This is a genomic window from Planctomycetaceae bacterium, assembly GCA_041398825.1.
Lineage (GTDB): Bacteria > Planctomycetota > Planctomycetia > Planctomycetales > Planctomycetaceae > F1-80-MAGs062.
Window position 1 is genome coordinate 404,709 of sequence record JAWKTX010000007.1, and the last position, 15,066, is coordinate 419,774.

Sequence of the window (15,066 nt, forward strand, 5' to 3'; positions counted from 1 at the left end):
GAACGACTAACCACTTCAAGAGACTCAGCTGGGCGGCTATTGTGCATCCGATGGTTCCCCAGGACTCCAGTCGACGACCCACTCCGGCAGCGCACGCCGAATGGAAGAAACGCCATCTGCGGAAACCTTTGTGTTTCTGAGTCGAAGATATCGCAAGCCAGTCAGCCGCGAAAAGTGTCTCACGGATTCGTCAGTGATCGGGATTTCATCGATCTGCAGACGTTGCAGAGAATGTAGATCTACCAAATGAGCCATCCCGACGTCACTGACCGGAAGGTCTCCAAGATAGAGACTCTCGAGCGATCTGAGCGCACCAAGAGAAGCAAGTCCATCATCGGTGAAGGTCGCATGGGACAAGCTGAGACGCGTCAACGATTTGAATTGACTCATAAACTCAATGAGGTGGTACAGGTTTCAGGACAGGTCATTCTCTTATTTTGAGAGTTTGATGAGCTGTTCGAACTGAGCTGGCGACCAGTACTCAGGGCTGGAGTGTCTGCGTTCGTAGACGTAGTAGCGGATGTATTTTGAGACTCTTTCGCCTCAGCCCTCTTTGTGTTCGGTCATCTCGGTTCGTTCTTGATGGTTCCGAAGCAGCTTTTCATGTAATGGAGTTGTCATAACAGTTGTCAGGACGACTCATGCTGCTTTACGTCTGCTCGGCGAAGAAGCGATCGGTAGTCGTTGGCGTACCAGCCGCCTCCGTGTGATGAAGCAATCAACGTCAGGTGGCGGTCTCTGATGGCCGAACGCAGTGCCTTGAGAACAAGCTTTGTTCCGTCATGTTATCCAGATGTAACCAACGATCCGCTGACTTTGAATCCATCAGCATCGCCTGTAACAAACGTACCGTCCGTCAGCGGGATGTAAGTGATGTCTCCAACCCAAATTTGATTGATCGTTGTTGGTGCGTACGGCATCGAGCAGCAGGTTCGGCGAATATCCCAGCCGATGGCGACTGTTTGTCGTTTTGGGAACGAACGATTTCGGTTGAATTGCCTTTAATCTCAGTGTTTTCATGACATTCGAGACCTTTCTACGATCACAGTGATGTCCCATCTCCTTGAGGTCTTCGGCAATCCGACGAGCTCCCGTAGCGGCGGCGATCCACGCTTGAAGTGACGTAAACATATCGTGCTGGACCGCCAGTTTGAGTTGATTCCATTGTTCTTCGAAGATTGTGGGCTTCAGCATCGCCCAGTCGCCTGTAAACAAACGAAGTTCGGTTCAGCATCAAGATGGCGACAGAAGCTTCGGAGTACGTTTCCATGACCTTCCTGAACGGTGGCTTCCACGGCCGCATAGACGTCGGCTATTCGTTGCGGCCGAAAATATGCCCAACCTTTTTTAAGATATCCCTCTCTCGCTCGACACGCCGCAGATCGGCGCGAGGTCCTTGACCTTCGTCTCCAAGAGCTTGCTACCGGACCAATTTTTCAGCTGCTCCTGTTTCCAGCGATACAAAACGTTGACGTTTGAAATGCCCAGGCAGTCAACAACCTGGTGCAGTGTACCCATCCAGAAGCAACTGCACTGCTTCTTCCTTGAACTCATCCGTGTGCGCCGGCGAGTCGATTTACGCACTGATGATTTCTTCTTCCGAGCCATTCTGATGTCCTTTCATATGGACTCCAGAATAGGAATATTCAGGTGTCCCTGGAACCTGTACCACCTCACAAGGTCACGATCCAGTAGCCGAATATCAACCAGGTTGAGGTGCCGGAGCCGATCATTTCCAGCTAGAACGGTCAATCCGTCGCCCGTGATCGAAGTGTAGCAAGCATCCAGTTCTTCGAGCTGGCTGAGCGGTTCCAGGTAATGCATTCCGGCATCAGTAATTTCATCGCACCCTGCAAAGCTCAGTCGCTTTAGCTCGGGAAACGCAGTAACCCACTTTAGATCATCATTCGTTAGCTCACGCGTTTCATGACCCATGTCGGATATACAGGTGAATCGCTTGTGGCGTCAAGCCGAGTTGGGCTGGCGTGCCTCCATCCGAGTTCTTCGCTGAGGAAGAACGAGTTTACCAATACGAAATTCGCAATGATCCACGCCCGTCGGGCATGTTGGCAGAACATGCCGCAGGATCTTGAAACCAAACTTCCTCGATGCCACCCTGATCATCAAGTCTGACAATAGCGTGCAAGCTGTGGATTGCTTTGAGACCCTCTTCGCGATTAAGTGTCGAATCAGCAACAGCGATACGTGTCGCTTTCACGTTCGGCGCAGATGTACCAGCACAATCACCCGGAAATCGCGACGAGCGATTCTCATTGTCCAAATCCCCAGGATCATGGGTGCAAGTCGGCGCATTGGGACAAAACCTGAAGCGAGAATTCAATTGCGTTTTCGTAGAAGCGGTGATTGGCAAACGAAAAAGCTACCCCGGCCGCCGCGGGCGAGCGTCCATTTCAAAACCGCGCGGTTTAAAGCCGCCCTGCGTGCCTAATATGTTTCGACGTTCTGCCAGATGTTCCCATCCGCCGAACGATCGGCCATTATTCTCGTTATCCGGTTGAGAGTCCCACCGAGCAGCAACTCGAGTGTGGACGGCGCCAGACGTATCGTGCCTGGTTCCTTTTGAGACCGTGGGACAGCCGGATCGCAGGTCGTCTTCATTTCAAACCCGAACCGATCGACTGGATTTAGCAATCAGCGTTGCGCGAAAACCAGCGTAATCATTCCTGTCGAATATTAGGAAGCGGGACAAAATGAACAGTCAAGCAGCCAATCGGGATTGAATATCCTCGTGGGGATCGATGTGGCGAGTAAAGACAAGGACTCGACATCGCAGACAATCAGGGCCATCGTGTCCGGACCATCGCAGCAACGAATCAAGCAGCGACCCACCGGTGAAGATTCAGTCGCTGGGCGAGTGACCGAGCACAACCTGATTGTCGTTTTGGAGAGTGCTTCGACCGCAAGATAAAGGTCGCGATTTGCTCGTTGAACTTTCATCAGCATCGTATTGCATTGGCTGTCGAACTCGACAGGTCAGCGAGACTTGCCCGAGGCGATCGGACGCATTGATTTCAAGACCGACCCGATGCTGAGGTCATCGTCCGATTCGGCTGAGAGTGAAATCGTTAAGCCTGCCGCTGCAGAGCCACTGTCGGACGAACAGGTCCGGCTTGGGCGGCTTCAGAACGGCGACTACAGATCCTTGATCTGATCAACCAGGAGCAGAATCGTTTGCATCAGACTCAGGACAAGGAAACTCGGGCGTTGATGATATGGTTCTGAAACCACTCAGAAAACAGCTCAAAACACTGGACGAACGCATTGCAGGGGCTGTGAAAACGATGAGTCCCACACACGCAGAGTCGAAATACTCAACTCTGTGTGAAAGGCATCGGGCCGGGTGACTGTCAGACGTCTTCTGCTGAACTCCCCGAGCTGGGAAAACTCAATCGCAGGCAACGCAAAGCTGGTCGAGTCGTCTGATCAGTCGCCAGTGATTCCGGTCTAGTCCTCCCACAGGCGAAAGACAGTCGGAGGGTGTTCGGGAGAGTTCGCCGTAATGCTTTTTATATGGCGGCGATGTCTGCCGCACAGTTTAACTCCCGCATGAAGAGTTTTCGTATTTGCGATTGCTGGCCGTAGGAAAGCAGAAGAAGGTGGCACTCACGGCTGTCATGCGAAACTCATCACGATCCTCAATACGCTCGTTCGTACGGATCAGCTCTGAAAGATCCTTCACCACCTGTTGGTGACTACGAGCTTGTCTGAGCCCAGCTGTCTTTCACCGTCGCATCGCCTTCACCCCAAAAGGCGATGCGACGGTGAGTTGAAAAGGGGCCCAGCCCCCGTTTGCTGATCCCGAGCGAGCAGTGCCGCCCCCACCATCACACATAAACGGCGAATTCGAAATACAAATCTCCAATCTGAAACTTGATCTCTGTTAACACCGTCGCTGTCCCGATTTTCCAACGGACAGCTAAGCAGACCACAGGGCTTGGTAAAGTACGATGTTGAAATTACTCAATTGGAGCGTGGTTACAGGGCGAGAATCTTACTTGTTCCATTCTCCAGGCAACCACGCTACCAGCCGCAGCACGATTCCGACAACAATCAGCACTCAATGAACATGATTCGCGAAATGGATTTCCATGCGGCGGCGATTCCTCGGGATTCGAACTGTGATCCGGCGTTTCATACGGATTCATTCGCGTCACTACTCGGGTCCTGTTGACAGAACGACCCGCATCACGGGCTGGCGAGAGTTGACTTCGATTTCACAAAACGCTGGCCACCGCCACTCTCGTGCATGGCATGGTTCGTCCGCTCATCCACGCTAAACATTGTGCTCGACCGCCAGTTTGAGTTGATTCCATTGTGTTTGGATTTCTTTAGCACGCTCCAGTCGCCTGCAAACAAGTCGATATTCTTCAGCATGAAGTCGCATAAGCTCAGTACTGAATGCCTTAAGTGTTGCACATGACGGAACTCCCGCCCTCAAATTGATTTTTGACACACTGCGGAAGATCCATGATTGACGATCTCCTCGCTGGTCCTCCGGCAGTTCGATTGTTCTTCGCAGGAAGCGGTCAATCACCGGAAAATAAATGCGAACGCCTTGCCGCCCATGAACATAAAATCTTCCTGGTAGGCTTCATATGGGCATTCTTCAAATCTTGCGAGGTAACGCCTCTTCCGTAACGTGAGGCACGAACCGAAGACTTTGATTCCAGTGCATGCGCATCCAAGTCGCTACGATACGATCGAAGTCAGTTTGTTTGGCAACTTAGCGGGCATGACCTGCGGAGGAATCATCCTAAAGCATCGGTTGCGGCGCATTGATTCTCAACTGGAAATTTGGCAGCGACCGCAACTCGGCTTCGCATTTTTTGTTATCCATCGCCATCCGCAGTTCCGTTGTCACGCCGCTTGTGAACCATCTCCCAACGACAACGAACAAGACACCCCAACCGCGCCCCAAAAATTGCGAGAACTGCTAAAGACGAATTCGGTGGGAGACCGAAGGCGAGCATGCCGCAAAAAACCATATCCAACTGTACGAATAAGAGAACAGGTATTGTGGCGGCGTTTTCATGACTTGGTGCAATGGATGCCATAATGTAGCGGTTTGCGACTACATCAATTCGACTTGCCCTGAAGCTACCAAAACTTACACGGAGCGTCGGATATATTTGCTTGGTATTGTGAACTGTCGGTGAATGCGATGCAGGATCACAGCACTGCCTTCCGGCAATTAGTGCAGCACCGGCAGGCAAGTTGATAAATCGCTGCAAAGGCTAGTTGAATGAACCTGACGCCGTCCCGCGCGGTCAAACTTAGCCATCAGAACGTTGTCGGCACTACGAAGGGTGGATGGATGTCGGACTATCCATTACGCGAAGCCTTCTCGACGAAAGGCGAATGTGTCACTCGGCTGCCACGGGTAAGCTCCGATTACGACGACCTCATCAGGTGAGCCGTTTCGCTGGACCTTAACGCGATTCCGACGTAAGCGGATTGGTGCAAGTTCATTCATCAGTGCCATCTCACCATTCGTAGGTTCCGAGTGAAAATAACCCACCAATCGGATTGAGGATACGTATCAGTGTTAAGTCACGAATTCGGTGTTGACGTCGTCTGGTACTGGCGTCGGGTTTGCATTCGTAGAATGACTGGCCGTAGTCTGGTATGGCAGTCCAGGCTTCTGAACGAAATCGTTTGCGGCCAGTTCTAATGATGTAGAATTGTGATTCAGGTTTCGGCGGCTGACTTCGAGTACGCATAACGGGATCGGCAGGTAGATGCCGGATGGAACCGTCTTGCCAAGCTGTGATTTCACAAATCGCGTCATCGGCCGGCTCCAGTTCGACCGCTTTGTTCTGCCACGATCCGGTAGTGCGGACCAATATAGTCATCGTACGCTAGACAGCACGCCTTGTTGCTGGCTCGGTCGAGCGTTACAAGCTTCGCGAACTCTTCGACACATTGAATTCGACGGATTTAGCGTCCAAATCGGTTTGTCAAATGCCATCCGGAACCTCTTCGATGCTGATGTCCGTATTCGTTGTCAATTAGCATTTGAACCGCGTCCTGAGCATCCGCAGCAATGCGACCTTGCATGGCGGATTCAGGCTTGATCGTCGAGTGCGTCCTTCAGCGCTGGTGAAGTCGCTTTCACTCGGGAGTCCATTTTCGACGTGCCTGCTCGAATTGGGTTCATGTCCACATACGCAATGCAGGCCGTGATAGCAACGTTTTGAAGAGCAAGTGGCTGAGCCTTAAAGCGGCCCTCCCAAAAACGAGCCCGGATTCACGTTGTCATCCTTTTGCCCGGCGAGAAGCTGCGGCAAGTCTCAGCTCAGACACCGCATGAACCACGAAATATCGCTTCAACCGCCGCGGGCTAACCCTTCAGGCCTGACCGTGTCGTTGCGGATGGCGTTGAGCTCGAATTCTGTGGGCTCAGCGGCGGTTCCGGATTCATCCGCCGCTGAGGAAACATTGGCGTTCCACCACCGCAGAGTTCCATCCTCGTCATCCGACCACGTCTTCATGCCACATCGGGCCAGTCCTCACAACCACATGCAGGTGATTGCTGAGCTCCGCAAAGTGAGCACATCGATCGCAAAGATGCCGGCCAACTCCTCAAGCCGCTCCCGAACCCATTCCTTCCGATGCGAATAGTCTTTCCCGGACCGACGATCCCGCCGCAAAGATGCGTCCGCCTCACGCATCGATTGATCAAATGAAATGCCTGAACCTCATCCTCAGCACAAATCTCCACCCGATTCACTCGCGGCATCGCACAAATCCTTCAAAAGAAAGCCAACATCGATCTCGCCCGAACTCTAATAGCAGCAACCGCTTCCGTCAATTAGGTGGATGGCACCAATGTTGTTCGGTAAACGAAGGAAACGACGTTGAAAAACCGAAAGGCGAGCTAACTCCGGTTGACCGATTTGTACGGCATTTCGGACTACCAGAGAACTCAGCCAATCGGGGCGATATAGTAGCGACCAGAAATACCCTCGATGTCGTGATAGTAGTAGAAACAGTCGGGATCGGCAGATTGTATTGCGGCAATCACTTGGGGTAGCTCTTCGTGTGTGATAATTGTTCGGACGACCACAAATGGGTCGCCGCTGTGGCCACCGGTGCCCTGATGCGTTGTGTACGTTCGATGTGCCGATGTGTTTGTGATTGCCGCGCCGACTTCCTTCTGCCGGCGCGTGATGATCGCGAGCATGGTGATCTTGAACTTGCGATACAGGTTGTTGAGCGTTTCGGCGGACGCGAAGATGTAAATGCACGTGTACATCATTGTGTTGACGACCGATTCGAATTGCCCGTTCTTTATGAGGTCCATCACGAGGCCGAAGGCAGTGGAACCAATGGCGGCAACAATCGCAATCGAGCCGACGGGCTTCAGGTACTTGACGGCAAAATACGCCCCAAGGATGTCCTCGTCGCCGGTGGAGCCACGGTGGGTGAAAGCGAGTGCTTTGGCAACACCTGCAAGCAGCCCACCAAATAGAACCAATATGATTCGCTCGTTCTGAGGTTCTGGCTGCGCGAACTGTAGTTCAGGCAGCACGGCGAGTCCCACACCGACGGTGCCAACGACGAGAAGCGAGCGTTGTGCAAAGACTCGGCTGACGCGTGCGAACGCGAAGGCGAGCAACGCCGACTGAAACAGCAAGTAGAGCGCGATGAAGAGCCAGTAACTCTCGAAGTAGTACGACAATGCCGTGGCAATGCCTTCCGTTCCGGTCAGGATGACTTTGGAAGGAAGAACGAAGTACTTCAAAGCGAGGGCGTACAAGATGCCAGCAAGAAGGTTCAGGCCGTAGTCAATCAAGGGTCGACGCACGAAGATTCATCCGTGAAGGTGGGTGAGTTGTTGCCGTATAAAGAATCCATGAAAACCGTTTGGAGCAGCGGGTTCTTGACTGCTGGGGGAAGCGAGACGGAGAAGGTTGGTGTTGAGTTCGCCGGTGTTGACGAAGCCATCATGGAACGCCTTCATGTGTTCAAGAATGGTAACTGGCAGCGACGCGGTGTACGCAGCAGCTCGCCATTCCATCATCAGATCGAATGCAATTTCCGAGAGTTTGGGCTTCCTGGCGGTGAGCCGATCGATCCGTTCGCCCCAGTCATCGCTGAAGAAGTTGCAATACGTGTCAAATGTGGTGGTAATATATAGGGTACGCAGAAACTCGTCGCGCATTGTCCCACGCCTCCATGTGCGAGGAGAGTGTCGTTTTGATGGTTGACACCGGGTGTTGCATTCTGGTTCGGGGAATGTGGGTAGCCAGATTACGCGTTCGGATAAGCGGATTGGCGTTCTCGAGGTTCCATCCTCGATCGAGTCCATGGCCAATCTGCTTCATCCGATTGTTAGTCGCAAGTCCCGAGAGACTTACAACTACGATAAGGTAACAGAATTCTGTGGTGCTTCGGGGTGACCGAAGCATTGCGTGTGGAGGAACTCCACGCTCTATCGCGCCCGAAAAAGCTTCCGGGAGCTTATCCGAACGCGTTAAACGCGGCACGGACGCCGCGATTAACGCCCGAGGTAACCGGGCGGCGACAAGAGACCTTGGAATACGGAAAACCGCCGCCCGCCGCTCCGGTTGACCGCCTTGTTAGGGCTCTTTCTGCAGCTTCGCGATCGCCGCTTCGGCTGTTTCCGCGACAGACACGCGGTCTCCCGCACTCGGCATTGCGTCGTCGCTCAAGAGCTGCCGGAGCTTCGGTAATGCTTCAGTCGCGCGAAGTTTCAGGAGCGCATTGATGGCGCAGACCCGAACCAACGCATCACGATCATCGAGGGCGTCAATCAATGGCGAAGTAGCGCGCGCGTCACCGATTTCGCCTAAAGCCCAAGCCACGTTGTAATTGATCTCGGCGTCGTCCAGGAATGGGATCAGCAGGTCTACAGCAGCAAGATCCTTCAACCCTCCGAGCAGATGCACCGCATAGTAACGATCAGCTCGAATCTGGGCCTCAACACTGAACTTACCACCTGATATGCCCTGACCTTCGGGCCGCTCCGAGCGATCGCTCAGGATGGAACCAATCGTCTTGAGTCCACGGGGATCGCCCAATCCTGCGAAAATGAACGCCGCATTCCCGCGCAGATGCCTGTCCTCATTCTCCAGCCACGGCTCGAGACGCTGTAGAACGCGAGAGTCCCGACGGCTCACGACTCGCTTGGCTACCTCAAGCTGCCGCCAATCGACTTCTGTCTTCTCAAATTCGTCCAGTAGTTGATCAATGGTCTGCGATCGGTGGTCATCCGCGGCTGACACTTCCAACACGCTTCCCATCAGAAAGACAAGGACGAGTGTGCTGACACAGGTTCTCATGGCATGGCCCTAACGACCGCCGTAACCGGGCACGAACGGTAGACTTTGACTTCAGATGCCGCGTGATTGAGTGTTCCGGTTCACGGCTTAGTTCTGTCGAAATGCGAGGGTTAGCGTTTTAAGTCAGGCCCCTTGGCAGGCGGAATTCTAAGTTCTTCGAGTTCAATCTGGTTCGATTCCAAGTTGACAACCACCCGAAACATGTTGTCCTTCACGGAATGAACGATCCGCCAATCGCATTTGTGATCAATCTGTTCGAAAGAAACGGAGACAGTAGCGGCGGGACAGCTGGCAAGTTTCTGAAGTTGATCGTTAATCGCCGTCGTGTTACCGGCGAAGTGTAAGGTAGAGACCCTCATAGTAGAGCGACCACCAATGAATCCGCAGTTCTCGGTCTCAAGAGCCGCCCGGACTTGTTTGCGCGCGTGCTCAGGATAATCACGGGAGAACGGAACATTCGAAGCTGAAGGAAGCAGAATCAGTATTGCGAAAGCAGCATTCGTCGTCACGGCGAGCAGGTTTGAGGTGACGATGACAATGAAAAGGAGTCTGATCCGTGACATCTATTTGCTCCTTGGTTTCACGTTAGTAGCAAGCTGAATGAGGCGCAAGGTAAATCTAAATCAGTCAGCCGTGCAGTAAGACAGAACGTTCAAGCTAACCCGGTGGCCGCGAGCGAGCTTCCATACCAAAAAAACCAGTTCGGCCACTCGGGTTCAGCGCCTTGTTCGCATTTGCGATTGAGTCTTGGGAGTCAACTGCACGAGTGGACTCTGCTGGCTGACCAATGTGCTATGGAATCAAGAAGTGGGCAACAGCAGGCGGTGCCTGATCTAATAAGGGTTATAGCTCTGGACGTGGTTCGTTGCAAATTGCATAGATAGGGTACGTGTAGAGGTTACGGCATGCGCCATGCTCACATTTCCAAAGAGTGAGGTCTAGCGTGCGGCCTTTTGCGATATCTTCAATCTCGTTGTCAAAGAGATAGATGTCCCAAGTGCAGGGTGGTGTTTCGCATGGCCGATAGTAAAAATTGAACCGCCGAGCCTTCTTGTCACACAGACCACCGGTCACGGGCGCGATGCTCTGATTTTGAATCATGTCATCGGAGACCGTTTCTGCCCAATCTGCATGTCCAGCAATGCCCGTATACCAAACGTATTCGAAGAAGTGTCGCAACTCGGACGGAATGGACTTTTTCACCGCGATGACTTCTTCGGCAGGCTTTCCCATGGCTCTCAATGCGAACGACCGCGATCACCCGGTTGCGGCGAGCGACGCTGTAAAGTGTGAAAAGCAAACCACCGCAACTCGGCGTGCATCGCATTGTTATGCGATTGGCGGCTTTCGTTTTCGATTACCGAGCCTTGTTTTCCACCTTGAGTGTAAGGTCTCAAGTCTCTCTTTGCTGATCAAGCCGTTCTTGGCGAGATTGGCCGATATGTAGACCCCGAATCTCTCGACATGAGTTGGGGATTGTGTTTCCGTATCATGGATTTGCAAATCGCACGGTAGGCCGGAGACGCCAGCAGGTTCTCCACAGAGAGTGGTATTGGGGTCTCCAAGTGTGATCGTGACATTCGCCCAGACGGACTCTGCTGCAATCGATCGAATTGACGATGCATCACTGCAGCGAAAGCGAATCCAGACTTCGTGCCTGTCGGGGACACGAAAAACGCACGCCGATTCCATCCCATGATACGTGAGCAGCAGTTGTTTGATTTCGTCCAGAGAATCTTGTTCTGTCATTTGTTTACGAACGAGCGTCCGCACTGATGGAAACAGCAGATTAGAAATTGGGTCCAAAATTATCGCATAACAGATTTTAGACGGAAACGGCGAATTAGGCGGAAAGGTTTTTTCCGTCTAAATCTGACGGATTCCGTCTAAGCCCGAAGTTGTTGGTGCTGAAAATTCAGTCGACAAAATGTACGACCCCTACGTAACAGTGTCAATGCAAAGAACATACGTGTCCAGGAGCAGCACGTAAGCTCTTTGCTTCCCGGTGGAAGCAGATCCAAAATGCAGAATGAAACACCGAATCGCCTGGCCACCGGAAAACCGCGGCATTTGGACCAACTGCGTCATAAATGCAGACTGCTGCACGATTCCATCCGCACGGAAAAGGCCTACGCAGACTGGGTCATTCGGTTCTTAAGTTTTCACCGAACTAAGGATGGCACCTGGATCCATCCGGCGGAATTGGACGGTGCAAAGATCGCCCAGTTTCTGACTCACCTGGCCGTCGCAGGAAAGGTATCGGCCAGTACTCAAAATCAGGCCTTGTGCGCCATCGTGTTCCTGTATCGGCAGGTGCTGGAGATTGAGCCGGGCAATATTGACGGAGTCCACGCGCAGACGCCCTCGCGACTGCCAACCGTTCTGTCCGTGAACGAAGTCCGTAGAATTATCGAACAATGTCCGGCAGGCTCAACTGAACGTCTGATGATCGAACTGTTCTACGGCACGGGCATGCGATTACTGGAAGTGTGTCGGCTAAGAATCAAGGAGATCGACTTTGAGCGGCGTCAGATCATGGTGAGGGACGGAAAGGGTGAAAATGACAGAGCGGTCCCTCTGCCCGATCGCTGCGTTGCCGCGCTGCAAAAGCACATCGATTTCGTAACGACACAACATCGGAAGGATCTGGCGATGGGCGCCGGACATGTCTGGCTGCCGTACGCGATCGCAGAGCCCCCAAATGTGCTCAGCAGCCTTCGGGCCAGTTCGGCAATAGGGGACAGACACCTCGCCTGACTTAGCCTCCCCTTTGGGTCGGGTTAAACGAGCGGCAGGCACAGTTTTGGAACGCACCTGTTGGAATCAGGCAGCAATATTCGAACGGTTCAGGCCGTGAAGAACTACTGTCGTGAAGAAATGTGTCAGACCCAGTTGTGGTCAGCAGCCTTCGGCCCCCATTCTGAACACAAATCTTCAATCAAAGTAACGACGCTGAGAGTGACATTACAGGCAGGTCTTCTATAAAGGTAGTACCTGACAACGTTATCAACGAAAATCGTGGAAGCATGCCGTGACTGAACTGAATCTGAAAGACTTCGAGTGGAAGACTGCCGTTCGACAGATGACAATCGACGACTTCGATGCACTCGTCGATATGCAACTGAAGTGTTTTCCGGGCATGCACCCCTGGCAGCGAGATCAGATTGAAAGCCAGATCGCGACTTTTCCGGAAGGCCAGCTGGTCGTCGAGATTGACGGTAAGGTCGCCGCCTCATCATGCAGCCTGATGCTGGAATACGATCCGAATCTGGCCTGGCACGACTGGAAGAAAGTTGCGGATGGTGGCTACATCAGAAATCACAATGCCAAAGGCGACACCTTGTATGGCATTGAAATCATGGTGCACCCTGACTTTCGGGGGATGAAACTGTCTCGCCGCTTGTACGATGCCCGCAAACAGCTCTGCCGCGAAAAAAATATTGCGCGAATCATCATCGCTGGACGCATACCTGGTTACCACAAGCACGCCGAAAGAATGACCGCGCGTGAATACGTCGATGACGTAATGGACAAGACCCTTTACGATCCCGTGCTGACAGCTCAACTTGCCAACAGTTTTGTTCTGCAGGGTTTGATTGCCGATTACTTTCCATCCGACACCGCCAGTTGCGGATATGCCTCGTTTCTGGAATGGCTGAACCTGGACTACCAGAAAGGGGCGAGACGACGTTACGGTCACACAACAGAGCTTATTCGGCTGGCTGTCGTTCAGTATCAAATGCGGACCATTGATTCGTTTGATGAATTCGCGAAGCAGTGTGAATTCTTTATTGATACCGCCAGCGAATACAAAAGTGATTTCGTTCTGTTTCCTGAGCTTCACACAACACAGTTGCTTTCGTTTGCACCAAGTGAGCGACCCGGGCAGGCCGCACGCAGGCTTGCTGAGTTCACACCGCAGTACCTGGACTTCTACACCGAAATGGCCGTCAAGTACGACGTGAACATCATCGGTGGCTCACATTTTGTTCTGGAAGAAGAGTACCTGTACAACGTGTCGTATCTGTTCCGTCGCGACGGGACGCTTGGGAAGCAGGAAAAAATTCATATTACCCCCAGTGAAAGAAAATGGTGGGGCGTAACCCCCGGTCGGCGCGTCAACGTTTTTGATACCGACTGCGGACCCATTTCTATTCTGATTTGCTACGACATAGAGTTTCCGGAACTTGTCCGCATCGCTGCCCAGAAAGGTGCTCAGATTATTTTCGTGCCGTTCAACACGGATACCCGTCACGGATATTTGCGAGTTCGCCACTGCGCACTGGCGAGATGTGTTGAGAACCACGTCTATGTTGCCGTCGCGGGGTGCACAGGCAACCTGCCATTCGTCGAAAACTCTGACATCCATTACGCGCAATCGGCCATTTTTACTCCGGCGGACGCCGAGTTCGCTCGCGACGCAACAGCGGCCGAATGCAATGCCAACATCGAAACAATGATTATTCACGACGTGGATGTTGAACAGCTGCGAAGGCACAAAATCGCTGGCAGCGTTCAGAACTGGAACGACCGTCGGCAGGATTTGTATAAAGTGGTCTACATCGAAGACGGCGAGTCTCATGAAGTCTGATCACCTGCGATTCGGTATCCTGGGAACAGCTCGGATTGCAGAGTCCGTCGTGCCCAGAATGCAGGCGACCTCCATCGCCTCGGTTACAGCCGTGGCCAGTCGATCCCAGGCTCGCGCAAAGGATTTTGCTGAACGGCACGGTATCCCGATAGCACTGGAAGGTTATGACCAGCTGATTGCGTGCCCCGATGTCGACGCTGTTTATATTCCGCTGCCCCCGTCCATGCATCGGGACTGGACCATCCGTGCCGCCGCGGCGGGGAAACACGTGCTGTGCGAAAAGCCACTGGGCTGCAATGCGCATCAGGTTGATGAAATGATTTCCACCTGCCAGCAAAATAACGTCGTGCTGCTTGACGGTGTGATGTGGTATCACACAGCCAGAGCACAACGGCTTGTCGAAATTGCACGCAGCAGCGAACTGGGAGAGATCCGGCAGATCAACAGCGTCTTCACTTTCTCTGGTGATCAGCTCGCTGCAGACAATCTTCAATGGAATCAGGAACTTGGTGGCGGAGCATTGCTGGATCTTGGCTGGTACTGCGTCGGTGCAACGCTCCTGATCAAACAATGTCTGCCCATCCGAGTCAGCGCTTTTGCAAAATTTCGAGGCGATGTTGATGAGCGAATGAACGGACTGATGCAGTTCGAAGACGGCAGCATGGCATCGTTCGAGTGTGGATTCGACACCGTTCGACGTCGCTGGATAGAAATCGCCGGCACGAACGCTTCCCTCGTCTGCAGTGATTTCACGAAGCCATGGAATCCGGATCAGCCCACACTTCGCATCGTCGATGGAAACGGCAAAGGTTCTACTCAGGTGATCCCCCACCCACTTCAGGAAGAATGCATGATCGATGCATTTTGCAAACTGGCGGCGGAAGGCACCACAGAACACGCGTGGCTGAAACTGTCGCGAGACACCCAATATGTCTGCGACCTGCTCGCAAACGCTGCCACCTGAATTCACATCGAACCACTTTGGCGCCTCTAGCTGTCCGTTGAAAAACCGGGACAGGCAGGATGGATGGCCGGAAACCGTCGTGTCTTAAGGTCTCCTGCTCGAGCCGGTCCCGTTCTTCAACAGGCCGCCAGCCAAAGTGTGAACAAAGCGATGCAAGTAAGAAGTAGTCGAAAAAATAGTGCACA

12 protein-coding genes are annotated in these 15,066 nt (G+C 52.9%); 3 read left to right on the forward strand and 9 right to left on the reverse strand.

Annotated elements, in window-relative coordinates; translation table 11 throughout:
- Positions 1-36: 36 nt before the first annotated feature.
- The 9 genes from R3C20_14970 to R3C20_15010 all read right to left on the reverse strand — a co-directional run bounded on the left by R3C20_14970 (position 37) and on the right by R3C20_15010 (position 10,559).
- Positions 37-390 carry a hypothetical protein gene (locus tag R3C20_14970; protein MEZ6041806.1) on the reverse strand — a complete coding sequence of 118 codons (354 nt, stop codon included), beginning with the start codon at positions 388-390 and terminating at the stop codon, positions 37-39.
- Between the two features lie 435 nt (positions 391-825).
- The gene (locus R3C20_14975) at positions 826-1,194 is read right to left on the reverse strand and encodes a hypothetical protein (GenBank protein MEZ6041807.1); all 369 of its coding nucleotides are present in this window, start codon (positions 1,192-1,194) and stop codon (positions 826-828) included.
- A 426-nt stretch (positions 1,195-1,620) separates the two neighbouring features.
- Positions 1,621-1,935 (reverse strand): hypothetical protein, encoded by a 315-nt coding sequence (locus R3C20_14980; GenBank protein MEZ6041808.1) that lies wholly within the window; start codon positions 1,933-1,935, stop codon positions 1,621-1,623.
- A 3,631-nt stretch (positions 1,936-5,566) separates the two neighbouring features.
- Positions 5,567-5,809, reverse strand: a complete 243-nt coding sequence (locus R3C20_14985; GenBank protein MEZ6041809.1) for a hypothetical protein — start codon at positions 5,807-5,809, stop codon at positions 5,567-5,569.
- Between the two features lie 538 nt (positions 5,810-6,347).
- Positions 6,348-6,512 carry a hypothetical protein gene (locus R3C20_14990; protein MEZ6041810.1) on the reverse strand — a complete coding sequence of 55 codons (165 nt, stop codon included), beginning with the start codon at positions 6,510-6,512 and terminating at the stop codon, positions 6,348-6,350.
- Positions 6,513-6,946: 434 nt separating this feature from the next.
- Complete coding sequence (locus R3C20_14995) at positions 6,947-7,828, reverse strand: YitT family protein (protein MEZ6041811.1); 882 nt, start codon at positions 7,826-7,828, stop codon at positions 6,947-6,949.
- A 6-nt stretch (positions 7,829-7,834) separates the two neighbouring features.
- A complete protein-coding gene (locus R3C20_15000; protein ID MEZ6041812.1) occupies positions 7,835-8,185 on the reverse strand; it encodes a hypothetical protein in 351 nt (116 codons plus the stop codon).
- A gap of 418 nt (positions 8,186-8,603) precedes the next feature.
- On the reverse strand, positions 8,604-9,326 hold the full coding sequence (locus tag R3C20_15005) for a HEAT repeat domain-containing protein (GenBank protein MEZ6041813.1): 723 nt from the start codon (positions 9,324-9,326) through the stop codon (positions 8,604-8,606).
- A gap of 843 nt (positions 9,327-10,169) precedes the next feature.
- The gene (locus R3C20_15010) at positions 10,170-10,559 is read right to left on the reverse strand and encodes a hypothetical protein (GenBank protein ID MEZ6041814.1); all 390 of its coding nucleotides are present in this window, start codon (positions 10,557-10,559) and stop codon (positions 10,170-10,172) included.
- Positions 10,560-11,348: 789 nt separating this feature from the next.
- Here R3C20_15010 and R3C20_15015 point away from each other — a divergent pair.
- From R3C20_15015 to R3C20_15025, 3 genes are all read left to right on the forward strand, one after another.
- The gene (locus R3C20_15015) at positions 11,349-12,083 is read left to right on the forward strand and encodes a phage integrase N-terminal SAM-like domain-containing protein (protein MEZ6041815.1); all 735 of its coding nucleotides are present in this window, start codon (positions 11,349-11,351) and stop codon (positions 12,081-12,083) included.
- Between the two features lie 274 nt (positions 12,084-12,357).
- Positions 12,358-13,917, forward strand: a complete 1,560-nt coding sequence (locus R3C20_15020) for a carbon-nitrogen hydrolase family protein (protein MEZ6041816.1) — start codon at positions 12,358-12,360, stop codon at positions 13,915-13,917.
- On the forward strand, positions 13,907-14,881 hold the full coding sequence (locus R3C20_15025; GenBank protein MEZ6041817.1) for a Gfo/Idh/MocA family oxidoreductase: 975 nt from the start codon (positions 13,907-13,909) through the stop codon (positions 14,879-14,881). Before R3C20_15020 ends, R3C20_15025 begins: the two co-directional genes overlap by 11 nt.
- Positions 14,882-15,066: the final 185 nt, after the last annotated feature.

Excerpts from the sequence above, each read along its gene's own strand:
- R3C20_15025 (MEZ6041817.1), top strand. The coding sequence starts at position 13,907 with ATGAAGTCTGATCACCTGCGATTCGGTATCCTGGGAACAGCTCGGATT.
- R3C20_15015 (MEZ6041815.1), top strand. The coding sequence starts at position 11,349 with ATGCAGAATGAAACACCGAATCGCCTGGCCACCGGAAAACCGCGGCAT.
- R3C20_14990 (MEZ6041810.1), bottom strand. The coding sequence starts at position 6,512 with ATGAAGACGTGGTCGGATGACGAGGATGGAACTCTGCGGTGGTGGAAC.
- R3C20_15005 (MEZ6041813.1), bottom strand. The coding sequence starts at position 9,326 with ATGAGAACCTGTGTCAGCACACTCGTCCTTGTCTTTCTGATGGGAAGC.
- R3C20_15000 (MEZ6041812.1), bottom strand. The coding sequence starts at position 8,185 with ATGCGCGACGAGTTTCTGCGTACCCTATATATTACCACCACATTTGAC.
- R3C20_14970 (MEZ6041806.1), bottom strand. The coding sequence starts at position 390 with ATGAGTCAATTCAAATCGTTGACGCGTCTCAGCTTGTCCCATGCGACC.
- R3C20_14975 (MEZ6041807.1), bottom strand. The coding sequence starts at position 1,194 with ATGCTGAAGCCCACAATCTTCGAAGAACAATGGAATCAACTCAAACTG.
- R3C20_15010 (MEZ6041814.1), bottom strand. The coding sequence starts at position 10,559 with ATGGGAAAGCCTGCCGAAGAAGTCATCGCGGTGAAAAAGTCCATTCCG.
- R3C20_14985 (MEZ6041809.1), bottom strand. The coding sequence starts at position 5,809 with ATGACGCGATTTGTGAAATCACAGCTTGGCAAGACGGTTCCATCCGGC.
- R3C20_14980 (MEZ6041808.1), bottom strand. The coding sequence starts at position 1,935 with ATGGGTCATGAAACGCGTGAGCTAACGAATGATGATCTAAAGTGGGTT.